Here is a 21,780-nt window from a genome sequence, read left to right on the forward strand (position 1 = left end):
CCCAACCCTACAGTAGCGCTCCATAGTTTAATGTAAATATACTATGGCAGTGTTGTTCCTTTCAGAGACAACCCCAGCAAGTGGTTTCGATAGGCCACTTACTTCGGCAATCTTCGCCTTCCACTATTATTCATTGGCATCACCCCAATAATAGCTACTCTTCGAGACTGCACCTCTACGGCAATAACAAACTTTTAACTGCTAATTGTACAAATTAGCAACAAATTGTCTGCAATATTGCATCAGGTGACAGTCATTGTACCTATGAAGCCTCCCAATGCAACACATCAAACTAAATTAAATGAATAAATAATCGAGCTTTTGATTTATAAATGAAATGTGATCCAATCATACATTGTGCAACTGCAATCGCTTCAACCTTGATGTTTATGAAACTTTATTACTACTATTAAATTCGCCATAGTTTTACGTGCAACAATAAATGAAAGAAATATGACGATACGAACATTCGATAGCTCGTCCTTTTCTGTCAGAAAAATGGAAATTTAATTCAAGCTATAAATAAACATGATGGTGATCGAGAAAAAGACAGTATCTATAAAGTAAAAAGTGTTAGAAATGGCTAATTAGATTTCAATTTGATTAATTAATATTGTTGATTACCGAAAAAACTAAAGAAATTTAATCTAAATCATGAATTAGCATTTGCACATATGAGAAAGATAAAGTTAAATATAAGGACTCTATGTTTTAATTCTAGTTTCGCATTTAATTTATCGTCTCGATAAGCAATGTCGAACCTTTTAACCTATTAATAGGAATCGTTATGTCAGAGCTGACTAAAACACTTCTAAATATCCGTAGCCTTCGTGCATTTTCTCGTGAGCTGACTCTAGAACAGTTAGAAGAAGCTCTAGATAAACTAACTATCGTTGTTGAAGAGCGTAAAGAAGCAGAAGAAGCAGACCGCGCAGCACAAGCTGAGCAAGAAGCAAAACTAGCTGCTATCGCTGAGCAAATCGCTCAAGACGGTATCGACGTTGAAGCACTAATTAGCGCACTTGCTGGTGAAACAAAAACTAAAGCAAAATCTAAACGCGCTCCTCGCCCTGCTAAATACAAATACACTGACGTTAGCGGCGAAGAAAAAACTTGGACAGGTCAAGGTCGTACACCTTCTGCAATCCAAGAGCAACTTGATGCAGGTAAATCTCTAGACGATTTCCTAATCTAATAAAAGATTTATGAATTTTAAAAAGGTTCCCAATGGGAACCTTTTTATTTATCTATAAATAGATACAAAAATGGCGCATTCGAAATGCGCCATTTTTTCACTTATGTGCAAAGTTGGGTAATTCAACAGAATGAATTAACGTTCCCAGTATGCCTCTTCCAAGCTATCTTCACGCTCAGGAAGACCACGTGAAAGACGTGGAGAATGCTGCACTAACACTTCGTAACTTGCTCGGTTCGCGTATTTACAAACTTGAGAGAACGAAGAATAAGTTAAATACTCATTACTGTGCTTACTTGAGTTAGGCACATTTTCTTTGTGGTATTTATTTGCTGCCATATCGTGAAGAACCGCAGACAATGCCGCATCACCTGCACCATTGGTGTTCTTAATTTTTTCAGGGCCACCCATGTATGGAGAGATATGTGAATATACTTTAATTGCATTTTCACATGAGTCTTTCTTAGCAGGACGGCTAAATTCGAAACGGTTAAATTCAGCAATAGAACCAGGAAGCAGTGGCAATGAAGTTTCACGCTTAGCGCTTTCTTCAGTGTAACCCGCCATAAACAGGCCTACAGGACCAGCAGTACAAAGAACCAGATCAGCCCACTCAAGCGTCTTATCTGAAGCAGCTAGAGGATCAGACTCGCCCGTTAATGCTTCTGCTTCGTCTTCGTTCATCGCAACGACAGAAACATTGTCGCGAATGAATTCTTGCCAGAATGTTGGATCATCTTGAATAACGAATTTAGTACCTAGCGTTAATACCACTGGTACATCGTGCTTCTTCGCGTATTCAATAGCGCGCATCGTTGCTTCCGGCATTGGGTCGCCTTCTTTACAACGAACTAGGTATGCAGTGAGAACTAGAGCAGATGCGCTCTTGAAGATCTTCTCGGGGATATTGTCTGGGTGAAGTTGGTTCATTTGACCTTCGCTGATTGCGAAAGTACGTTCACCATCTTCGGTAATCAGAGCAAAACAACGACCGATTGCACCATCAACGCCTTGTAGGTAGTTCAGGTCCATACGGCTAGATGTGTTACATAGGTAGCGGTAACCGTAGCTGCCGATTTTGATATCTTGGCTCATTACGCCAAGAAGTGTTGAACGGTCATCGGCCAACACGGAGTAGTTGTGCAGCGTATTACCGATCGTACCACCTGCATACTCATTGGTAATCAGGCATTCTGCTTTTAGCTGTTGGTACAAAGCTTCTGCTGTTGCATCATCAATAACCAACGAGTGTCCTTTACTCAAACCGTACTTTTCAATCACATCCGTTGTCACTTTCGCTTCAATATCAACCAGCGTTTGATCAATGCCGATGATGTGAGTGCGCGTCATCTTTTTGCTTTCTTGTGCTTGGCTCACCAATGGGTCACGAGCATGAACAGGAAAATAGTGCTTGGATTTGCGTTGTCCAGGAAATTTCATATTGTTAGTCTGAGTAAGGGATGAAAAGGAGAACGGATTCTATACCGCCGTTATTAAAGCAGCAATAAAGGCAATTATAGCAAACGTTTGCAGTCTGCTTTTTTCTTTCAATCGGCCTATTCGCCTTCCATGAAACCCAAATCTGGTAATTGATCAAGGTGCTCGCTGTAGCGTTTCAGATTGAATTCACCTTCGTTTTTCATCACGTCGAAAATCTCAATCGACATTGCACATGCCATCATAGCAACCGCATCTTCACGTGGTGTACCTGTCATCATTAAACGCATCAGGGTTTCTTTTACTTTGAGCGGATTGCCATCTTCTAGCTGATTTTCAACAATTTCAATCAACTCACTTTCTTGCATAAATTGGTTTTCTTCAGTCATTTGCTTTTTCCTCTTGGATTTTTGCCAACTATGCCATATATAACCCTTCTATACTTATCGAATTTAACCCTCACCTTCGCATTTGGATAAATTTAAGCCAAAATCGAAGTGTGATTTCGATCTCGGATCTGTCACCGGTCAGTGGATTCTGGTAGAATCTGCGTCCCGTTAATTTTAGTGGTGTTTAGTAATGTCTGATAACAGCCAAAAGAAAGTCATCGTCGGTATGTCCGGCGGCGTTGATTCATCTGTTTCTGCGTATCTTCTAAAGCAACAAGGCTACCAAGTAGAAGGCCTGTTCATGAAGAACTGGGAAGAAGATGACAACGAAGAGTATTGTACAGCAGCAGAAGATCTTGCTGATGCTCAGGCAGTATGTGACAAGCTGGGCATTCATCTACACACCATCAACTTTGCTGCTGAATACTGGGATAACGTATTTGAGTACTTCCTTGCAGAATACAAAGCAGGTCGTACACCAAACCCAGACATTCTTTGTAACAAAGAAATCAAGTTCAAAGCATTCCTAGAGTTCGCTGATGAAGTGCTTGATGCGGATTACATTGCAATGGGTCACTACGTGCGTCGCTCTTTCCCTGAGAACGGTGAAAAACCACAGATGCTACGTGGTCTCGATAGCAACAAAGATCAAAGCTACTTCCTATACACATTAAGCAACGAGCAAATCGCACGTAGCCTATTCCCTGTTGGTGATCTAGAAAAGCCAGAAGTACGCCGCATTGCGGAAGAGCAAGATCTAATCACAGCGAAGAAGAAAGACTCTACGGGTATTTGTTTCATCGGTGAACGCAAGTTTACAGAATTCCTAGGTCGCTACCTTCCAGCTCAACCAGGTAACATCGAAACACCTGAGGGCGAAGTGATTGGTCAACATCAAGGCCTGATGTACCACACACTTGGTCAGCGTAAAGGTCTGCACATCGGTGGCCGTAAAGGTGGCGGTGGTAACGAAGACCCATGGTTCGTTGGTGAGAAAGACCTAGAGCGTAACGTTTTGATTGCCGTTCAAGGTAAAGACCATCCAATGTTGAAATCAGAAGGTCTACTTGCATCACAACTTCACTGGGTAGATCGTGAGCCAATTCGCGATGTTATGAAGTGCACAGTGAAAACTCGTTACCGTCAGGAAGATATTCCTTGTACAATCATCCCTATCGATGATGAAAACATTAAAGTGATCTTTGATGAGCCACAAATTGCTGTAACTCCAGGTCAATCAGCAGTGTTCTACAAAGATGACGTGTGCCTAGGTGGCGGCATCATCGAGCAACGCATTAAATATTCTCAAGCTTAGGAGTCGTTACGTGGCGAATACACTTTATGACCGTACTATCGCTTTTGCAGGTATCTGCCAAGCTGTTGCCTTAGTTCAACAGGTAGCGAGAAACGGACATTGTGATCAAGATGCCTTTGAAACGTCAATTAACGCCATTTTGAATACTAGCCCAGCGAACACCATTGGTGTTTTCGGCCGCGAAGCCGACCTTAAGCTGGGTCTTGAATGCTTGGTGAAAGGGATTGATAGCACCCCATCGGGAAGTGAAGTCACTCGCTACATCATCAGCCTAATGGCATTAGAGCGCAAGCTATCGGGTCGTAACGATGCAATGTCACAACTTGGTGACCGCATTCAAATGGCTCAGCGTCAAACGGAACATTTTGAATTGCTAGATGATCAAATGATCAGCAACCTAGCAAGCATTTACTTGGATGTAGTCAGCCCTATTGGTCCTCGTATTCAAGTAACTGGTACTCCATCGGTACTGCAACAAACCTCTAACCAGCACAAAGTTCGTGCGCTGTTGTTATCGGGTATTCGTAGCGCAGTACTCTGGCGTCAAGTTGGCGGCAAGCGTCGCCACCTGATTTTCGGACGCAAGAAGATGGTAGAGCAAGCACAAATCCTTCTTGCTCGAATGTAATAAGGTATCAAGTAAGCAGCTCGCGTTTATCGCGAGCTCATTTTTTTCGACCAAAACAAATCTCGCGCAAACGTTTGCGCAATATTCGTGACAATTGCCACAGTTATTGGTATAAAGCTCACGAAATTTAGAAACCCAATTCAGGAGAACATCATGGAACTGTCAGCATTGACTGCTGTTTCACCAGTAGACGGCCGTTACGGAAGCAAGACAATTGCGTTACGCGAAATTTTCAGTGAATACGGTCTACTAAAGTACCGTACTATCGTTGAAATCCGCTGGCTACAAAAGCTTGCTGCTACTGCTGAAATTGCAGAAGTGCCAGCGTTTAGCGCAGAAGCAAACCAATTCCTAGACGACCTTGCTGCAAACTTCTCTGAAGAAGATGCACGCCGTATCAAAGAGATCGAGCGTACAACTAACCACGACGTAAAAGCGGTTGAGTACTTCCTAAAAGAGAAAGTAGCAGACGTTCCTGAACTGCACGCAGTAAACGAGTTCTTCCACTTCGCATGTACTTCTGAAGACATCAACAACACATCACACGCTCTAATGCTTAAAGAAGCGCGTGAGAACGTGATTCTTCCAGAAATCCGTAACCTAATCGACGCTATCAAAGCGCTAGCAGTGGAATACCGCGACATTCCTCTTCTATCTCGTACACACGGTCAGCCTGCTTCTCCATCTACTATGGGTAAAGAAATGGCAAACGTGGCGTACCGTATGGAGCGTCAATTCAAGCAAATCGAAAACGTTGAGATCCTAGCGAAAATCAACGGTGCAGTAGGTAACTACAACGCACATCTTTCTGCTTACCCAGAGCTAGATTGGCACAAGTTCTCTGAAGAGTTCATCACTGAGTCTCTAGGCGTAACTTGGAACCCTTACACAACTCAAATCGAACCACACGATTACATCGCTGAGCTGTTCGACGCTATCGCTCGTTTCAACACTATCCTGATTGACTTCGACCGTGACGTTTGGGGTTACATTGCACTAGGCCACTTCAAGCAAAAAACTATTGCTGGTGAGATCGGTTCTTCAACAATGCCTCACAAAGTTAACCCAATCGACTTTGAAAACTCAGAAGGTAACCTAGGTCTTGCGAACGCTGTATTCGGTCACCTAGCACAAAAACTGCCTATCTCTCGCTGGCAACGTGACCTAACTGACTCAACAGTTCTACGTAACCTTGGTGTTGGTGTTGGCTACGCAATCATCGCTTACACTTCTACGCTTAAAGGCATCAGCAAGCTAGAAGTAAACCGTGAAGCGCTTCTTGCTGAACTAGACAAGAACTGGGAAGTACTAGCAGAGCCAGTACAAACGGTAATGCGTCGTTACGGCATCGAGAAGCCATACGAGAAGCTAAAAGAGCTAACTCGTGGTAAGCGTGTAGACGGCGAAGCAATGCGTAACTTCATCGACGGCCTTGAGCTTCCTGAGCACGAGAAAGCACGTCTGAAAGAGATGACGCCAGCGAACTACATCGGTCAAGCAATCGAGCTGACAGATAAGCTGTAAGAGAATCGAGAATCGAGAATCGAGAATCGAGAATCGAGAATCGAGAATCGAGAATCGAGAATCGAGAATCGAGAATCGAGAATCGGATAATTGTGAGGGTTGACATGAAAGCGTCAACCCTTTCTTTTTATGGGAACGGGCTTCGCCCTATGGGACACTAAGATTAGGGATAAAAGATAAGGTGGCGATTGCTATCAACACTTTCTAGATTCGACTTCCCTTCGTTAAACTTTCAACGCCCCACTCCCATTTCCTAAAGCGAAGCGCTCCCAAATCACGATTCTTTATTTCTATTGCCTTTGGAAGAAAAGTGTAATCGTCCCTACTTCAACCCCAAACTTCTTTATCTTGGTAAGGTTAAACACATGCATGTCATCTTGGCGGTACAACCAATCATCGAATGATACCGTTATGGTTGAATCATCCATTTTCAACTCGAAGTCATATTGCCATTGCAGCGCATTACCTATCTCTTTACCGGTGGCAACACCGATGATGTCGTCCGCTTTACCTTGATAAGTACCGTCTTCGAGTCTGGTAATGACCCATATACGCTGGTCTAGCTCGCCATCATCAAATACAAAGTCTTCCACAAGCGTCAGTTCATTGCCTTCAACCGTGCCAACGATATCGACTTCAAATCGACGAGTTTGTTTCTCGGTGTAGTCCTGCACCATTCCCCATGCCTTGACGTCACCGTCGAAATAGCCAAACAGGTCAAAGGCTGGCGATGACGCTTGGTAATTATCAATGTCAGCAGAGCACGCGCTGAGCAACGTTACCGCCGCAATCAAGGGCGCTTTGAGCATTCGTTTTAGTAATTTCACTACCTTACCTGCCCTATCAGTTGTTTACGAAGTTTGGGAAATTCTGTTTGTGGCGACAGCCAAATAGAAAGGAATGCATCATTGAGGCGCTCGTCCTTAACATAACCAATAGTCTGGTAAGGCTTGCTGCCTGCTTGGCGATAAATTAGCTGACCGTTTTTACCGTCGGTGAGGTAAGTAAGCTCGTCGCCTTTCTTGATGTCCGGGAACATCGTGTTCAATTCGGAAATCCACTGCTGACGATAGGCCTGAGTAAATCCCAGTTTCTGCCATTGTTCATCAGTAACATCCAAGAGCTGTTCCTTGCTTATATCGCGCTGGTAGTTAATCTCCAACGCAAAAGGATGTGGTGACACGTCACCAGACACTTGATATTGCCCGTCGGGCGTTTTTAAACGAGACTTGTAAATGTCAAAAATAAACCACGTAAGCTGAGCTTCACCCACCGTCTGCCATTGTTGCCAACTGCTCGTGTCTGTTGTGATACTAGAGCCCGCGACATTCTGAGCTTGCAAAGGCACCGCACAGAACAAGGAGGCGGCCATTACACTGCTAGTCAGCTTCCGTTTCCAATTTATCTTCAAGCTTTTCATTTCCGTACACCTTGAGTATCAACAGCATCATTGCGCACCATTCGACGAATAAGATCATGAGAGTAGTGCCAACGCTAAATCCAAATTCAACGGCTTGGAGTTTATAGCCAGCAAAGTAGCTCGCTGTTCCTCCGAGTCCGCCTACTATTGATACGTAGATTTTTGGGAAACGGTACAAAATTGACTTAAGTTGATAGGCATACCAAGAAAACAAAACCCACAAGCATAATAACCAGATAGGCAGCCATGGGGTTGGAAAGACAAAAACAAAGAGTTGTTGATTGAGCGTATCAAGCCCGAGCCCGATCGTGACGATCACACCAATACTTTTGAGCGAAGATGCGTCGGTTTTTAGACAATATAGTAGGGTTGCCAAAGTAAGGAATAACGTAACCCATTGCCATTGATAGGTTCCAAGCACTGCAGCAAACCAGCAGAGTTGGAACCATGTCGAAGCAAGAAATACCTTCATAACGAACTACGGGCGTTGAAACGTCATGTGAACGGCACTGATCGTGCGAGCCAAAAAGCCACCTTCACAGTAGCTCAAATAGTAGCGCCACATACGCACAAAGCGGTCATCGTAGCCAAATGAGCGCACTTCACTCTCTGCTCGATTGAAACGTAGGTGCCATTCGTTCAGCGTCTTGGCGTAGTCCAAACCAATATCGAACAAATCTCGCGTCACTAAGTCACTGTACTTTGTTGTTGCTTGAGTGAGTGAGGTTACAGAAGGTAAAAAGCCGCCAGGGAAAATGTACTTCTGAATGAAGTCGACGTTGTTACTGTAGTAATCATAACGTTGGTCGGCAATCGTAATCGCTTGAATCGCCATCAAACCACCAGACCTCAGCAAAGACTCACAAACCTTAATGTACGAAGGCAGGAATTGTTTACCCACGGCTTCAATCATTTCAATAGAAACAAGCTTGTCGTAAGTACCGGTTAGGTTGCGGTAATCTTCTTTCAGTAGAGTGATTTTGTCTTCTAAGCCACGCTCTTTGATCTTCTGCTCTGCGTACGCGTGCTGCTCTTCAGATATCGTTGTTGTGGTGACCTGACAACCGTATTGTTCGGCCATGTAAATCGCCATAGCGCCCCACCCAGTGCCAATTTCAACAACATGATCAGTAGGCTTCAGCTCAAGTTGCTGACATAGACGATCCATTTTGTTGATTTGAGCCTGCTCTAGAGAGTCATCCGCATGATTGTAAAGCGCTGACGAGTACAACATATTGGTATCAAGGAACGCTTCATAAAGGTTGTTACCCAAATCGTAATGGGCATGGATGTTTTTACGCGAGTTCTCTTCAGAGTTTCTGTTGGACCAATGGCTGAACTTGTACAGCAGCTTAGTAAGCCAACTGCCCTGCTCTTCCAGCTTGTCGAGCGCACGTAAGTTAAGCGCCATCAGCTTCATTAGAGCCGTCAAATCTGGACTGTCCCACCAGCCATCCATGTAAGCTTCGCCAGCAGCAATACTGCCACCTTGCAATAGACGCGAGTAAAATCCAGGATGCTTCACTTCAATGGTCGCCGCCACAGGTTCGCCATTGTAGTCCCCGTTTGGAGTTGAAAAGCGCTCACTGCGCTCCGTCGTCTCGGTCTTGAAGCTTTCAATCACCGTCAGACACCCAATTTCCATTTTTTGCAGGCACTGGAAAAGAACTCCACGCGCCGCTTTTTGAGTCGTCGTTAATTCGCGCGGCATTGCCATAGAAGTCGTATTTAACATGCAGAGTTCTCCTTGTGCTTATTATTCTTTTCTTCTTTACTCACTTGCTCAGGTTCTGTCGTCTCAGGTTGAGCATATTTAGGATGTGAATAAAACGGCGCGCCTTTAAGCCATAGTTTGAGAGCGTGCCAATAGATACCGACCATTACTTTTACCGTTTGAATTGGCGTAACGATCAAGCATTTCAATAAGGTTTTGCTTGAAAGCGGTTTGGCTTTCATTGCCATCGTGGCATCGAAGTGTTTTTCACCTTTGTGACATTCAAGATGAATGTTCAACTTGTCTGTCAGAGGTTTAACTTTCCAACGATAGAGTTGGTCAACTGGATTAAATGGTGAGACGTGGAACGCTTTATCTTGCTCCCAACCAAATTCCTTGTCTTCTTTGTCTGCCGATACGGCGTAATAATGTCGTTCATTCCAAGGGGTATTACTCACCTCTGCTAGGAGGTATTTCCATTCACCTTCCTCGTTATAAACGTAGTAGAAATTAACTGGACTGAAATACAGCCCTAAATACCTCAAGTGACAAACTGCGACGACTCTGCCAGTACAGCGAACACCCGTCAGTTCTTCAATTTTGTTATGCACTGCCGACTTAACGCTACCTTCACCGATGTAATCACTACGCTTGAAGCGTGCCCAATGCCACCAACGCGAACCAAAGCCCCATACTTTTTTCTCTAAAGCATCAAGCTCATCAACATCGATGGCAGGCATAAACAATGAGTAGTTCAATTCATGATTCACAGGCATGAATCGACGGTGGCGAACGTTTCCTATAAACAGTCGGCTGTTCATCTGGCTCTCCATATCACGCCGCGCCTTTTTCAAAAGGAACCACATTTTGTTCGCGATACTTTTCTTCTAATCCCTTAACTACGTCAATCGCGCTGCGCACACCATCTTCATGGAAACCGTTATACCAATAAGCGCCGCAGAACCATGTGCTCTGTTTACCTTGAACTTCGTCTTTGCGCTGCTGCGCTGCTATCGACTCCGTAGTAAACACAGGATGATGATAAGTGAACGAGCGCAAAATTTTATTTGGGTTGATTTGATTGGTGCTGTTCAACGTTACGCAAAATGTATGTTCTGATTGAACGTGCTGAAGGATGTTCATATTGTAAGTGAGCGAAGGAAGACGTTGTTGCTCGTCTTCGCTGCCTTCCAATAAGTAGTTCCAAGATGCCCACGCCGCCTTGCGTTTTGGCAATAGACCGGTATCGGTATGAAGAACAACTTCATTAGCTTGGTACGTCATATCCCCCAATATTTCCTGCTCGATTGGGCTGATATCCTCTAGCATTCGCATTGCTTGATCGCTGTGACAAGCGAAGATCACGTCATCAAACCAATGTGTTTCTCCGAGAACTTGAACGCCAACACCCTTTTCGTTGCGAATCACTTTTTCTACAGGGCTGTTTAGACGAATATTCTCGGCGAAACCTTTAGTCAATGGTGGAATGTAAGAACGTGAACCACCTTTAATCACATACCATTGTGGTCGGTTAGTCACATCCAACAGACCGTGGTTGAGGAAGAAGCGCAAGAAGAACATGAGCGGGAACGCGCGCATATCCGCTAAAGTCGATGACCAAATCGCAGCGCCCATTGGCAGAATATAATTGTCAGAAAAGAATGCACTGAATTTGTGCTCATCAAGAAAAGCGCCAAGCGTCTGAGATTGCGTTGATGGATCGTTAGCAAAGCGCTTTGCAAGTTTATTAAAACGCAAGATCTCGAAGATAAAGCGATAGAACTTAGGGTTTGCCCAGTTACGTTTTTGAGCAAACAATGTCGACACGGTATGGCCGTTGTATTCTAGCCCATTCCCATCGTTTCTGACACTGAAGCTCATTTGAGTCGGCAGACCTTCAACGCCAATCTCGTTCATCATTTTGATAAAGTTTGGGTACGTACGATCGTTATATACGATAAACCCAGTATCGATTGCATATTCTTTGCCATCAAGGCTGACATCGACAGTTGCAGTGTGGCCGCCAATGTAATCATTCGCTTCAAATAGTGTTACGTCATGTTCTTTGTGCAAGTAATAGCCACAAGTAAGGCCAGAGATACCCGTTCCAACGATGGCGATTTTCTTTCTTCCTGCCGTGTTCATGCTTCTTCCTTCTTATGATACGAGTTTTGCGGTTAGCCGAGCTTGCCAGCTGTATGGAAGCAACGAGATAAAACGTAAAATTCCGGTAAATCTCGCTGGGAAATAAATGTGGCTTTTGTTGGCATCCAATTGTTTTCGGATGGCAGCCGAGGCCTGATTGGCCGTAACAATCATTGGCATATCAAAGGTGTTCTTATCTGTGAGTGGCGTTTCAACAAAGCCAGGAAACACCGTCACGACTTTGATGCCTTTCTTTTTCAGGTCGACGGCTAGCGTGCGAGCAAAATAACTCACTGCCGCTTTGGACGCGCCGTAGGCTTCTGCACGAGGCAATGCCACCTCTGATGCGATTGACCCGACAATTACAACGCGATGCCCACGTTCAAACTGTCCCTGACACGCTTCAACACAATTCGCCACACCTACGACGTTAACGTTCATGACACGCGCCATGAGTTTCGCATCCACTATGCCGTCGTCCATATATTCACAGTCGCCAGCGTTAAAGATCCAAGTTTCAGGAGTGAACGGCAGTTGTGAAAGCGCTTGAATCGTTTCATCGTACTGAGTCACATCGAAGCGTGATGTCGAGATGTTAGTCGACGCCGCTTCTAGCTCAGCCAACACAGCTTCATTCCGGCCGCACGCAATCACTTTCCAACCTTCACTGGCGTAATCCAAAGCGAGCTGCTTACCAATGCCAGACGTCGCGCCAGTGATAAGAACTGAACCGCTCATTGTCCTAGCCTCTGCTTAATGGTTCTAACGACAGAGCCAAGTAGAGGAAGGTTTTCGTACAGCATCTCTCCTAAATCGAAATAGTCTCGATGGTAGATAACCTGCCCTTCACTGAACTTGAGATGAGAAACACCATTGACTGAAATCGGCGCGCCTTTCTGTAGTTTCGGGTGCTGTAAATCCATGGTCCAAGTAAGAAATCCTGTCTCGCCCACTTGTTGATGATCGTGAATGATAAAATCACAACGGATAACGTTGGTGTAGAGCGATTGAAAATAATCGGAAAGCGCAGGCCAACCCTCTAGACGATGAGCAGCATCTTCAAAAACCACATCCTGGTGGTATACCCCTTCAAGCAAGTGCAAATTCGCTTTGCTCAGCTTTTGATATATGTTGCCAACTGAATGAATGTCCATTTCTATGCTCCTATACTACTTCAACAGTTGTACAAAATTATTATATGTACAAGATAGACCAATCATGAAAAGTTGTACAAAAATATTTTTGTATAACTTTGTTTCTGTAGAGTGATACGTGATGGAGTGCGGTAGCGATCAATAGATACAAAAAAAGGCTTGGTCAAAAAACCAAGCCTTTTCAGGAGATTAACTATTTATTTGCTGAATGATTAGTACTGTTGGCTACGTAGTGCCGCAATACGCTTATCTAGCGGTGGGTGGCTCATTAGAAGCTCAGTCATCGAACGCTTACCGTTGATACCAAACGCCATCATAGTGCCATCCAGTTGAGATTCGTGGCTCATTTTCAAACGCTCAAGCGCCGCGATCATCTTCTCTTTACCCACAAGATGCGCTGCACCCGCGTCAGCGTGGAATTCGCGATGACGGCTGTACCACATAGTCAGGAAGCTAGCTAGGAAACCAAATACCAGTTCAAGCACCATAGACACACCGAAGTAAACCATCATGTTTGTACCTTGGCCTTCCTCATCGTCATTCGAAGCAACAATGTTAGCAATGAAACGAGATAGGAAGATAACGAAGGTATTCACGACACCTTGCATTAGCGTCATGGTCACCATATCACCGTTAGCGATGTGGCTAACCTCATGCGCAAGTACCGCTTCCGCTTCATCACGAGTCATGTTGTGCAAAAGACCTGTAGATACTGCAACTAGCGAATCATCACGCTTAGCACCGGTTGCAAATGCGTTGATGTCTGCCGCATCATAAATAGCGACGGTTGGCATACCGATGCCCGCTTGTTGAGCTTGGCGACCAACTGTTTCTAGAAGCCAATGTTCAGTTTCGTTACGTGGGCTCTCAATCACCATGCCGCCTACCGAGCGTAGTGCCATGCTCTTAGACATCATTAGCGAGATGAATGCGCCACCAAAACCAAACACTGCTGCCATCAGTAGTAGACCAGACAGGCTGCCTGGCTGCATTCCAGTTACAGCGTAAACAATATTCAGAACAACACTAAGCACTAGCACGACTGCTAGGTTAGTTGCTAGGAATAACATAATTCGCTTCATTACTTTTCTCCGAGGAAGCTTATCGTTTTTATAAAAACGGTTGTTATATGAAACAGAACTCTACGAGGCGATTTCGCTAGATTCAAGCTCTGTTGCGTTATAGATATAGTCTATCCGCGTTAAAAACAAGGTTAAGCAATAAATTGCAACATTTGTTTTCGAGACTGAAATAATACACACCTTTTTACACTCTTAAATCAGCACTTTAGACCGAGTATAGACTTTGGTCTTATTGTGCGACTATCTGTACGTGCTAGATTCGGGTTAGATGAACGAAACGGGGTTAGCTTTTAGGACAATTAAGCAGCTCCAAACTTCCATGTCTTGAGGGAAAAATCATGGTAGAAACTAACGACTATCAAATGGCTATCGATTTACTTTGTTGTCACCTAGGTATCTCAGAGGATGAGGCAAAACAACAGCTAGGTATTTCAACTGATGCTCAAATGTCAAAGCGTGTTGCAGAGACACAACAAGCGTTGATGGGGCTTAGCCAAGAGAAATAAACTAAGCGTCGAATCTTACGATAAGGCACAAAGGTTTACATGAGAAAAGGGCTGCATGATGCAGCCCTTTTTGTATTTTTGTTTGTCGATTAATTATACGTTTAGCAACGGTTCAACGTTGATGTATTTACCCAACTCTTTGCGCTTCGCGCTTGGAATGTATGGGATCTCACCGAGTTTCGGCGCGTCTAGACGCTCTTCCAACATATCGATGATTTCTGCATAGTGCTCCGTGCCTGGGTTAACGCGGTTTGCCACCCAACCTACGAGATTCAGACCATCCGCTTTGATGATCTCAGCAGTGAGCAATGCATGGCTCAAACAGCCCAGTTTAATACCGACAACCAGTACAACTGGCAACTGTTCTTGTTGCACCCAAGTCGACAAACTGTCTGTGTCAGACACAGGCACACGCCAACCACCAGCACCTTCCACTAGAACAATGTCTGATTGCTCTTTGTGTTGAGCTAATTTTTCACTCAATACTTCGTATTTAATTTCTACATGTTCATGCTTTGCGGCGATGTGAGGAGAAGCAGGCAATTCCAAAGCGTATGGGTTTACATCGTCGTACGCGATATCCAGCGTTGCCGCTTTTTGCAGATGCAATGCATCCGAGTTGCGCCAACCTTCTGCCGTCTTATCGCTTCCTGCTGCCACTGGTTTGTAACCAATGGTGTTAAGCCCTTTCGCACCGAGTGCTTGCAAAATAGCTTTAGACGCTACCGTTTTTCCTACATCAGTATCCGTACCAGCAATAAAAAATGCATCAATCATTTAACTATGACTCCAAAACAAACCTGATAACTTGCAGGTAGAAGACCTTGATCGTTTCTAAATGCTTGGTACGCGCGCTCAACTTGCAATAAAGTGCGACGGCTCGTCAGGCCATGTGAGCGCCCGCTTACGTGATTTGCACCAATGCCTTTGAGATCACGCATGACAGAAAACGCTGAATCGTACCAAACTGTGATGGGGGTCAAGTCTAGATGATGGTTGTGGCACCAAGATTGCGCTAACGCAATTTTTACCTGATTGTGGGTAATAAAGTTATTCACGTGTTGATATGTATCAATTTTTGACCAAGACTCGCGCAACTCATAAAGCGAACCATCAACCAGCGTAGAGAAACACGCCTTTCCACCGGTTTTTAGTACACGGCGCGCTTCTCTGAGTGGGTAACTTAAATCTGTACACCATTGCAGCGCTAAGCTTGAAAACACGTAATCGAAGCTCTCATCGTCAAATGGTAAGTTTTCAGCATCAGCAATTTGGTAATGCATTCGTACTGCACCACAACGCAACTCTGCTTTGTCTAACATGGCTTGAGAGATATCACCGCAGACAACTTCCGCACCACGTTGTTGAAGCAGTTGGGAGAAGTAACCCGTGCCACACCCTAAATCCAATATACGTTTTCCCGTCAAATTTTCAGGAAGTTTATCAAGCAAGCGATGTCCAACATCACGCTGAAAGGCCGCGTGTTTGTCGTACGTTTCTGCTGCTTTACCAAACGAAGAGGCGATCGCTTCTTTGTCTTGGTAAAAGCTCTCCAATGTCATATTTTCTGCATTATCCATTACAGCGCTCCTAATGCTTGTTTCAATGCCATTGAAAGCGTTTTAACTTGTTCGTTGGTGTGATTGGCAGTGAGTGTGATTCGAAGGCGAGACATCCCTTTAGGCACCGTCGGAGGTCGAATAGCGGTAACCCAAATACCATTTTGGCGACAAGCGCTCGCAACCTGCAAAGCCAGTTCAGATTCACCAATCACAAACGGCTTAATCGAAGTCTGAGTCTCAACAAAGCCCTCCAGATCGCTGAGGCAGTCTCGATACACTTCACTAAGCTCTGAAAGCTTTTCACGTCGCCAAAACTGCTCTTGAACGATAGAAACCGCATGCGTTAGCGCATAGGCTTGTGCCGGAGGCATCGCTGTGGAATACACATGGTGACGAGCAAACTGAGTCAAAAAGTCTCCCGTTGCGTGGTCACATAAAATAGCCGCGCCAGACATACCAAACGCTTTGCCGAAAGTAACGATCAGTATCTCAGGTTTAACCTTTGCCAACTCGCAAGAACCACCACCGGATTGACCAAGAACGCCAATACCATGAGCATCATCGACAGCAAACCAAGCATCATTACTGCGAGTGACTTCAACTATATCGGTGAGCGGCGCACAGTCGCCGTCCATGCTGAATACCCCTTCAGTCACAACTAGATGGTTGTCTTCGCTATTAATCAACGACTTTAGGTGCTCGATGTCATTGTGTTTGAAGCGCTTCATCTTAGCTGGTGACAACGCCCCCGCTTCCATCAGTGAGGCATGGTTCAAACGGTCTTGGATCAATACGTCTGACTTTTCTAACAAGGTGAACAACAAGGCTTGATTAGCACTGAATCCAGAACCAAACAGAATCGCTCTGTCATAACCCAGCCATTCGGTCAGTGCGGCTTCTAAATTGCTGTGTGCGGCACTAAAGCCAGTGACCATTGGCGATGCTCCACTGCCACTGCCGTATACGCTTAAACCTTGCTGCCAAGCCCGAACAAGCGCTTGGTCATTGGCCAATCCTAAATAATCATTACTTGAGAAATTAATGTAGCGTTTGCCTTCGTGTTCCAAAACGGACTGGTTACCGGCAAACACCACATTCATAGAACGATTCAACCCTTGCGTCTTACGCTCAGTAAGGGCGGACTCGATACGAGATTTAAACGCTGGCATCGTAGAAAAGGTCGTCTTTTGTCGGGCGAGCAGCAACGCGCTCTACGACGCGATCCAGCAACTCGTTTTCTTCGATTTCATCAGGTTTTTGAGACACCTCTTGGCTGTTAATGCCGAGCTTGTTGAACAGCATCATGTCTTTGTCTTCAGAAGGGTTTGGCGTGGTCAGAAGTTTGCAGCCGTAGAAGACGGAGTTTGCACCCGCCATAAAACACAGCGCTTGCATTTGTTCGTTCATGTTTTCACGGCCAGCGGATAAACGAACGGCTGATTGAGGCATCATGATTCGTGCAATCGCAATCAGGCGAATGAAATCGAATGGCTCAACATCATCGACTTCTTCTAGTGGTGTGCCCTTTACCTTCACGAGCATGTTGATTGGAACGCTTTCAGGGTGCACTGGTAAGTTCGCCAACTCAACCAACAGACCAGCTCGATCGTTAGCACTTTCACCCATGCCGATGATGCCACCGGAACAGATCTTCATGCCAGCATCACGTACGTGAGACAAAGTATCTAAACGGTCTTGGTAAGTACGTGTGGTAATGATGTTGCCGTAAAACTCAGGAGAGGTATCTAGGTTGTGGTTGTAGTAATCCAGACCTGCGGTTGCCAGTTGCTTTGCTTGGTCTGGCGTCAACATGCCTAACGTCATACATGTTTCTAAACCCATGCCTTTTACGCCTTTGATCATGTCGGTCAAGTGCGGCATATCACGCTCTTTAGGGTTCTTCCACGCTGCGCCCATACAGAATCGAGTAGAACCCGCGTTTTTCGCTTTTTGCGCAGCGTCGAGTACGCGTTCTACTTCCATCAGACGCTCTTTTTCGATGTCTGTGGTGTAACGAGCACTCTGAGGACAGTACTTACAATCTTCTGGACAAGCACCTGTCTTAATCGAGAGAAGCGTGCTTACTTGAACATGGTTGGTTTGTTGGTATTGACGATGAACAAGCTGTGCTTCGAATAGCAGATCCATGAACGGTTTTTCCATGAGATCGCGCACTTCAGCATGCGTCCAGTTATGACGAACTTCCACGTGTATTCCTTTAGTCACTTTTTTTGTTGTGTTGACAGTCTACTGAGTCTCGATAAACTGTCAACACAACACAAAAGAACAAAGTTTACATCTGTTTACTTTTTAATCTCAATTATTATTGGAATCGCACATGGATCTCGCCTTCGACCGCCAGCATATCTGGCATCCTTACACTTCGACATTGACACCTCTGACCTGCTACCCAGTGGCATCGGCAAATGGTGTTCACATTAAATTGGAAGACGGTACTGAGCTTGTCGATGGCATGTCTTCTTGGTGGTCGACGATCCACGGCTACAACCATCCTCATTTAAATCAAGCCGCTCACCAGCAAATCGATCAAGTCTCTCACGTGATGTTTGGCGGGATTACCCACCAGCCAGCAATCAGTTTGTGTAAAAAGTTGCTATCCCTAGCGCCAAGTAATCTTGAGCATGTATTCCTTGCCGATTCAGGCTCCGTTGCCGTAGAAGTCAGCTTAAAAATGGCACTGCAATATTGGCATGCAAAAGGTGAACGCCGACCGAAGTTTCTTACTTTGCGACACGGTTATCACGGCGATACGTTTGCAGCCATGTCGGTTACCGATCCTGATAACTCAATGCACTCTCTCTACAAAGGCTTTTTGCCTGAGCATATCTTTGCGGAGTCACCAACCTGTGGTTATTGGGATGAATGGAAGCCAGAAGACCTTACCGACTTCGAGCACAAGATTGAGACTCACCATAAAGAACTTGCTGCGGTGATCCTAGAGCCTATCGTTCAAGGCGCAGGCGGCATGCGTATCTACCATCCAGAATTTCTCAAAGGCGTGCGTAAGCTTTGCGACAAATACGGCTTGTTATTGATTGCAGATGAGATCGCTACCGGTTTTGGACGTACCGGCAAATTGTTTGCCTGCGAACATGCAGATATTCAACCAGACATTCTGTGTGTTGGGAAAGCACTCACTGGAGGCTACATGACCCTCTCTGCGACCCTCGCGAGCAAACACGTAGCAGACACCGTTTGTGGCGGTGATGCAGGTTGTTTTATGCACGGTCCAACCTTTATGGGGAATCCACTCGCTTGTGCTGTAGCTACTGCTAGTTTGGAATTGATCGAGCAAGGTGATTGGAAGCAACAAACCCAACAAATTGAAACGCTGTTTTCTGAGTTACTACCAAAACTTGAAGAATACGACTTGGTGAAAAACACCCGTTGGTTGGGTGCTATTGGCGTAGTGGAGACGCATCGCCCTGTGAATATGGAAACCATCCAAGCCTTGTTTGTTGAACACGGAGTGTGGATTCGTCCATTTGGCAAACTGATTTATATGATGCCGCCGTTCATCAGCAAACCGGAAGATATTGAGAAGCTAGTTAATGCGATTGACGCAGCGTTGCAACGCAAAGACTGCTTCGCTTCATAATCCAATTCAATACAAAAACGGTTTGAGTATGAGACTCAAACCGTCTCTTTATTTATCAGGGCAGTAAAGCTATCGAAGTTGACTGTCTTTACTCGCTCGTCGATTGAACAATGCTTGGCGTTGAGACACCAATTCGATTGTTGACTGACATTCGATACACAAGCGAACGCCTTTCATTGCAAGACGACGCGCTTCTGGAATCTCATCACCACACTCATCGCAGTAATGGGCGCTCTCACCCTTTGTGATACTGCCACGAACACGGGAAATCTCGTCGTCTATTGTGTTTTGAATTTGTTGGCTGACACTATCGTCGTTTGCCCACCCTACGGCCATAAGCCCTCCTCGTTACTTGAATGAGAAAATCTACTTACCGTGGTAAGGTGGATGATTATATCGATTACAAATAACAAGATAATTAGGGTAAATTCGAAAACACTATTACGTTTTGGTAAAAATAGATAACCTAAAACCAATTACCATTCTTTAATTAGTTGGTATGACTCATTCTCCTGAAGCCTTGAAAGAACATACCCGTGAGTAGAACCATAGCTTCCGCTTAACACACTATTTTCCTTTAACAGTATTACATCTTCCAAACCATCATCATTGTAGTCCCCGGTCGCAAGAAGAGTAACTTTTTGGTAGCCATCGGAGTTATCGTAAAATACAGCCTGAAAGTCATTCAATCGCTCAAAACTAGTGATTTTATCCATATCAGCCCATCGATGTGCTTCTTTTGATTTTCTCAATTGTTGATCAGAGATGATAAAACTCAACTCTGATGGAGATATATCCGGAAGACTCTCACTAATGATGTTTTCTGATATGTAAGAAGTATTAGATGGTTTAAGAGAGCCCATCACTTTCCAAGATTCACATAAGACTTTTGTTGCCAGTAACGCAGAATGCTCTGAGTCTATTTTAGCGCTAAAGTTTTTTGGGCTTTTCAGCTCGAGTTCTGCACAACTTCTAGCTACTGAGACTTCTCCAGATGCGGACTTAAGTGGGAACTCAAAATACCACTCTGCTCCATAAACTGCTCTGACATTATCCTGAGTTAAAAAGGTCACTTTTTCGACAAAAAAACGATCAGAGTTATTGTAAGGGCTATAGAAGGGCTCTATCGAAATTAGGTTTGCGAATAAGCTAGAAGAAGATAAACCTAGTACAAGGAAGAGTGATTTCATTGATGAGACCTTAATAAGTTTGCTACATAAGCATTTCTTTCTGCTTGTACACCATTTCTTTTCGACTCGAGGGCCGCTTGCTGATAATTTCCGTTTCGAATATGCCCATTAAACTTGGGATAAGTATCTTTAAGTTTTGGCATACCTAAATTAAATATCATGTCAAAAAGCGCTAGCTTTACGTTGTCCGGATAAGATGTAAACGCTTCATCTCCATAGATAACCTTAAGCTCTTTTTCGAAAGACTGTATGTGATGTGCTACTTGCTCGTTCATCACGCTTTCAGTTAATTTGAGGGCTGTAAAAGGCTTAAACCTTGAAGCTGGCTCTGACTCTCCAAAAGGCCGGGCCTTAACACGCAAAAACTCTTCTTTGATTTGCTCGTAAGTAGCCGGTTCATTTGTAGAATTGTGAACAAATGGGAGCTTTGTTGCTGCGGTAACGTCGCTTAACATACTACCTACCCCAACAGTGAGATAGCCTCTGGTATCCAAATACATATGCTCGACTCTTCCCTCATATTGCTCTAATTTAGCCTTGAGCTTCATTTTGAGGGAGGTTGAGACAGGCACAGCCTTCTTCGCACTCAAAACCGTGATACCTTGCATCAGCTTACGATGGCTTCTTCCATTCACATCTATCCTTCCATCTGGACGAACCATCCCAACAAGGCTTTTCTGAAAAGCTTTAATTGCGGCGACAGTCTTGGAGTTTTCCGGTCTTGAGCCCAGTTTCCCATCCACTTTAAGTTCCTTTACTCCCCTTAAAGAACCAAGCAATTGGTTAATAGACCTTTGTACCGTACGAATATCAGCATCCACATTTTTACCACCCAAGCCAACAGAGCCGCTTATTCTTATTGAAGCCATGAAAGTACCTCCTCTTTATATTTTGGAGGAG

At 44.6% G+C, this 21,780-nt stretch carries 24 protein-coding genes and 1 riboswitch; of the genes, 6 read left to right on the forward strand and 18 right to left on the reverse strand.

Going from position 1 to position 21,780, the window contains the following annotated elements:
* Positions 1-5: 5 nt before the first annotated feature.
* Positions 6-186, reverse strand: a riboswitch (Lysine riboswitch).
* 601 nt (positions 187-787) lie between these two features.
* Positions 788-1,195, forward strand: coding sequence for an H-NS family histone-like protein (locus tag A9237_RS02255; RefSeq protein WP_005437211.1), 408 nt, complete (start codon positions 788-790; stop codon positions 1,193-1,195).
* A gap of 135 nt (positions 1,196-1,330) precedes the next feature.
* On the opposite strand, the gene A9237_RS02260 is transcribed toward A9237_RS02255, so the two are convergent.
* Together A9237_RS02260 and A9237_RS02265 are read right to left on the reverse strand one after the other, a co-directional pair.
* Positions 1,331-2,635: an inosine/guanosine kinase gene (locus A9237_RS02260; RefSeq protein ID WP_009705753.1), complete on the reverse strand. Its 1,305-nt coding sequence runs from the start codon at positions 2,633-2,635 to the stop codon at positions 1,331-1,333.
* A 116-nt stretch (positions 2,636-2,751) separates the two neighbouring features.
* Positions 2,752-3,021, reverse strand: coding sequence for a hypothetical protein (locus A9237_RS02265; protein WP_005437209.1), 270 nt, complete (start codon positions 3,019-3,021; stop codon positions 2,752-2,754).
* 190 nt (positions 3,022-3,211) lie between these two features.
* On the opposite strand from A9237_RS02265, the gene mnmA reads away from it, so the two are divergent.
* The 3 genes from mnmA to purB all read left to right on the forward strand — a co-directional run bounded on the left by mnmA (position 3,212) and on the right by purB (position 6,488).
* The gene (gene mnmA / locus A9237_RS02270) at positions 3,212-4,336 is read left to right on the forward strand and encodes a tRNA 2-thiouridine(34) synthase MnmA (RefSeq protein ID WP_005427513.1); all 1,125 of its coding nucleotides are present in this window, start codon (positions 3,212-3,214) and stop codon (positions 4,334-4,336) included.
* A 10-nt stretch (positions 4,337-4,346) separates the two neighbouring features.
* On the forward strand, positions 4,347-4,964 hold the full coding sequence (gene hflD, locus A9237_RS02275; RefSeq protein WP_005437207.1) for a high frequency lysogenization protein HflD: 618 nt from the start codon (positions 4,347-4,349) through the stop codon (positions 4,962-4,964).
* 153 nt (positions 4,965-5,117) lie between these two features.
* Complete coding sequence (gene purB, locus A9237_RS02280) at positions 5,118-6,488, forward strand: adenylosuccinate lyase (RefSeq protein ID WP_005378198.1); 1,371 nt, start codon at positions 5,118-5,120, stop codon at positions 6,486-6,488.
* A gap of 290 nt (positions 6,489-6,778) precedes the next feature.
* Here purB and A9237_RS02285 read toward each other — a convergent pair whose 3' ends face one another.
* The 9 genes from A9237_RS02285 to htpX all read right to left on the reverse strand — a co-directional run bounded on the left by A9237_RS02285 (position 6,779) and on the right by htpX (position 14,003).
* Positions 6,779-7,297 carry a DUF3833 domain-containing protein gene (locus A9237_RS02285; RefSeq protein WP_078607508.1) on the reverse strand — a complete coding sequence of 173 codons (519 nt, stop codon included), beginning with the start codon at positions 7,295-7,297 and terminating at the stop codon, positions 6,779-6,781.
* Between the two features lie 17 nt (positions 7,298-7,314).
* Positions 7,315-7,908: a chalcone isomerase family protein gene (locus tag A9237_RS02290; RefSeq protein ID WP_078607511.1), complete on the reverse strand. Its 594-nt coding sequence runs from the start codon at positions 7,906-7,908 to the stop codon at positions 7,315-7,317.
* Positions 7,868-8,380 (reverse strand): DUF2878 domain-containing protein, encoded by a 513-nt coding sequence (locus A9237_RS02295; RefSeq protein WP_078607513.1) that lies wholly within the window; start codon positions 8,378-8,380, stop codon positions 7,868-7,870. The genes A9237_RS02290 and A9237_RS02295 overlap by 41 nt, the downstream gene beginning before the upstream one ends.
* A 6-nt stretch (positions 8,381-8,386) precedes the next feature.
* Entirely contained in the window at positions 8,387-9,643 is a 1,257-nt protein-coding gene (locus A9237_RS02300) for an SAM-dependent methyltransferase (protein WP_078607515.1), read from the reverse strand.
* A complete protein-coding gene (locus A9237_RS02305; RefSeq protein WP_078607517.1) occupies positions 9,637-10,455 on the reverse strand; it encodes a DUF1365 domain-containing protein in 819 nt (272 codons plus the stop codon). Before A9237_RS02305 ends, A9237_RS02300 begins: the two co-directional genes overlap by 7 nt.
* A gap of 1 nt (position 10,456) precedes the next feature.
* Positions 10,457-11,767: an NAD(P)/FAD-dependent oxidoreductase gene (locus A9237_RS02310; protein WP_009705747.1), complete on the reverse strand. Its 1,311-nt coding sequence runs from the start codon at positions 11,765-11,767 to the stop codon at positions 10,457-10,459.
* Positions 11,768-11,779: 12 nt separating this feature from the next.
* The gene (locus tag A9237_RS02315) at positions 11,780-12,505 is read right to left on the reverse strand and encodes an SDR family oxidoreductase (RefSeq protein WP_078607519.1); all 726 of its coding nucleotides are present in this window, start codon (positions 12,503-12,505) and stop codon (positions 11,780-11,782) included.
* The gene (locus A9237_RS02320) at positions 12,502-12,921 is read right to left on the reverse strand and encodes a nuclear transport factor 2 family protein (protein ID WP_005437198.1); all 420 of its coding nucleotides are present in this window, start codon (positions 12,919-12,921) and stop codon (positions 12,502-12,504) included. The genes A9237_RS02315 and A9237_RS02320 overlap by 4 nt, the downstream gene beginning before the upstream one ends.
* 212 nt (positions 12,922-13,133) lie before the next feature.
* Entirely contained in the window at positions 13,134-14,003 is an 870-nt protein-coding gene (gene htpX / locus A9237_RS02325; protein WP_009705745.1) for a protease HtpX, read from the reverse strand.
* Between the two features lie 338 nt (positions 14,004-14,341).
* Here htpX and A9237_RS26925 point away from each other — a divergent pair, with 338 nt between their 5' ends.
* Complete coding sequence (locus A9237_RS26925) at positions 14,342-14,509, forward strand: hypothetical protein (RefSeq protein ID WP_005450789.1); 168 nt, start codon at positions 14,342-14,344, stop codon at positions 14,507-14,509.
* Positions 14,510-14,602: 93 nt separating this feature from the next.
* On the opposite strand, the gene bioD is transcribed toward A9237_RS26925, so the two are convergent.
* From bioD to bioB, 4 genes are read right to left on the reverse strand one after another with little or no spacing between them, the layout of a single operon-like run.
* The gene (gene bioD, locus A9237_RS02330; protein ID WP_009698190.1) at positions 14,603-15,286 is read right to left on the reverse strand and encodes a dethiobiotin synthase; all 684 of its coding nucleotides are present in this window, start codon (positions 15,284-15,286) and stop codon (positions 14,603-14,605) included.
* Positions 15,283-16,089 (reverse strand): malonyl-ACP O-methyltransferase BioC, encoded by an 807-nt coding sequence (bioC, locus tag A9237_RS02335; protein ID WP_078607521.1) that lies wholly within the window; start codon positions 16,087-16,089, stop codon positions 15,283-15,285. Before bioC ends, bioD begins: the two co-directional genes overlap by 4 nt.
* A complete protein-coding gene (gene bioF, locus A9237_RS02340) occupies positions 16,089-17,240 on the reverse strand; it encodes an 8-amino-7-oxononanoate synthase (RefSeq protein WP_078607522.1) in 1,152 nt (383 codons plus the stop codon). The genes bioC and bioF overlap by 1 nt, the downstream gene beginning before the upstream one ends.
* Positions 17,227-18,279, reverse strand: a complete 1,053-nt coding sequence (gene bioB / locus A9237_RS02345; RefSeq protein WP_005378222.1) for a biotin synthase BioB — start codon at positions 18,277-18,279, stop codon at positions 17,227-17,229. Before bioB ends, bioF begins: the two co-directional genes overlap by 14 nt.
* 130 nt (positions 18,280-18,409) lie before the next feature.
* Between bioB and bioA the strand changes: the two genes are divergently transcribed.
* Positions 18,410-19,690, forward strand: a complete 1,281-nt coding sequence (bioA, locus tag A9237_RS02350) for an adenosylmethionine--8-amino-7-oxononanoate transaminase (RefSeq protein WP_078607524.1) — start codon at positions 18,410-18,412, stop codon at positions 19,688-19,690.
* A 69-nt stretch (positions 19,691-19,759) separates the two neighbouring features.
* On the opposite strand, the gene A9237_RS02355 is transcribed toward bioA, so the two are convergent.
* The 3 genes from A9237_RS02355 to A9237_RS02365 all read right to left on the reverse strand — a co-directional run bounded on the left by A9237_RS02355 (position 19,760) and on the right by A9237_RS02365 (position 21,749).
* Entirely contained in the window at positions 19,760-20,026 is a 267-nt protein-coding gene (locus A9237_RS02355) for a DksA/TraR family C4-type zinc finger protein (protein ID WP_005437185.1), read from the reverse strand.
* A gap of 140 nt (positions 20,027-20,166) precedes the next feature.
* Positions 20,167-20,880: a hypothetical protein gene (locus A9237_RS02360; RefSeq protein ID WP_078607526.1), complete on the reverse strand. Its 714-nt coding sequence runs from the start codon at positions 20,878-20,880 to the stop codon at positions 20,167-20,169.
* Entirely contained in the window at positions 20,877-21,749 is an 873-nt protein-coding gene (locus A9237_RS02365; RefSeq protein ID WP_078607528.1) for a peptidoglycan-binding domain-containing protein, read from the reverse strand. Before A9237_RS02365 ends, A9237_RS02360 begins: the two co-directional genes overlap by 4 nt.
* Between the last annotated feature and the right edge of the window lie 31 nt (positions 21,750-21,780).

Source organism: Vibrio owensii (genome assembly GCF_002021755.1).
Taxonomy (GTDB): domain Bacteria; phylum Pseudomonadota; class Gammaproteobacteria; order Enterobacterales; family Vibrionaceae; genus Vibrio; species Vibrio owensii.

Coding starts and splice junctions, on each gene's coding strand:
- mnmA (WP_005427513.1), top strand. CDS start 3,212: ATGTCTGATAACAGCCAAAAGAAAGTCATCGTCGGTATGTCCGGCGGC.
- purB (WP_005378198.1), top strand. CDS start 5,118: ATGGAACTGTCAGCATTGACTGCTGTTTCACCAGTAGACGGCCGTTAC.
- A9237_RS02300 (WP_078607515.1), bottom strand. CDS start 9,643: ATGTTAAATACGACTTCTATGGCAATGCCGCGCGAATTAACGACGACT.
- A9237_RS02265 (WP_005437209.1), bottom strand. CDS start 3,021: ATGACTGAAGAAAACCAATTTATGCAAGAAAGTGAGTTGATTGAAATT.
- A9237_RS02310 (WP_009705747.1), bottom strand. CDS start 11,767: ATGAACACGGCAGGAAGAAAGAAAATCGCCATCGTTGGAACGGGTATC.
- A9237_RS02320 (WP_005437198.1), bottom strand. CDS start 12,921: ATGGACATTCATTCAGTTGGCAACATATATCAAAAGCTGAGCAAAGCG.
- A9237_RS02255 (WP_005437211.1), top strand. CDS start 788: ATGTCAGAGCTGACTAAAACACTTCTAAATATCCGTAGCCTTCGTGCA.
- A9237_RS02305 (WP_078607517.1), bottom strand. CDS start 10,455: ATGGAGAGCCAGATGAACAGCCGACTGTTTATAGGAAACGTTCGCCAC.
- bioA (WP_078607524.1), top strand. CDS start 18,410: ATGGATCTCGCCTTCGACCGCCAGCATATCTGGCATCCTTACACTTCG.
- bioF (WP_078607522.1), bottom strand. CDS start 17,240: ATGCCAGCGTTTAAATCTCGTATCGAGTCCGCCCTTACTGAGCGTAAG.
- bioD (WP_009698190.1), bottom strand. CDS start 15,286: ATGATTGATGCATTTTTTATTGCTGGTACGGATACTGATGTAGGAAAA.
- A9237_RS02290 (WP_078607511.1), bottom strand. CDS start 7,908: ATGAAAAGCTTGAAGATAAATTGGAAACGGAAGCTGACTAGCAGTGTA.
- A9237_RS02285 (WP_078607508.1), bottom strand. CDS start 7,297: ATGCTCAAAGCGCCCTTGATTGCGGCGGTAACGTTGCTCAGCGCGTGC.
- A9237_RS02295 (WP_078607513.1), bottom strand. CDS start 8,380: ATGAAGGTATTTCTTGCTTCGACATGGTTCCAACTCTGCTGGTTTGCT.
- A9237_RS02355 (WP_005437185.1), bottom strand. CDS start 20,026: ATGGCCGTAGGGTGGGCAAACGACGATAGTGTCAGCCAACAAATTCAA.
- A9237_RS02315 (WP_078607519.1), bottom strand. CDS start 12,505: ATGAGCGGTTCAGTTCTTATCACTGGCGCGACGTCTGGCATTGGTAAG.
- bioC (WP_078607521.1), bottom strand. CDS start 16,089: ATGGATAATGCAGAAAATATGACATTGGAGAGCTTTTACCAAGACAAA.
- htpX (WP_009705745.1), bottom strand. CDS start 14,003: ATGAAGCGAATTATGTTATTCCTAGCAACTAACCTAGCAGTCGTGCTA.
- A9237_RS26925 (WP_005450789.1), top strand. CDS start 14,342: ATGGTAGAAACTAACGACTATCAAATGGCTATCGATTTACTTTGTTGT.
- A9237_RS02360 (WP_078607526.1), bottom strand. CDS start 20,880: ATGAAATCACTCTTCCTTGTACTAGGTTTATCTTCTTCTAGCTTATTC.
- A9237_RS02365 (WP_078607528.1), bottom strand. CDS start 21,749: ATGGCTTCAATAAGAATAAGCGGCTCTGTTGGCTTGGGTGGTAAAAAT.
- A9237_RS02260 (WP_009705753.1), bottom strand. CDS start 2,635: ATGAAATTTCCTGGACAACGCAAATCCAAGCACTATTTTCCTGTTCAT.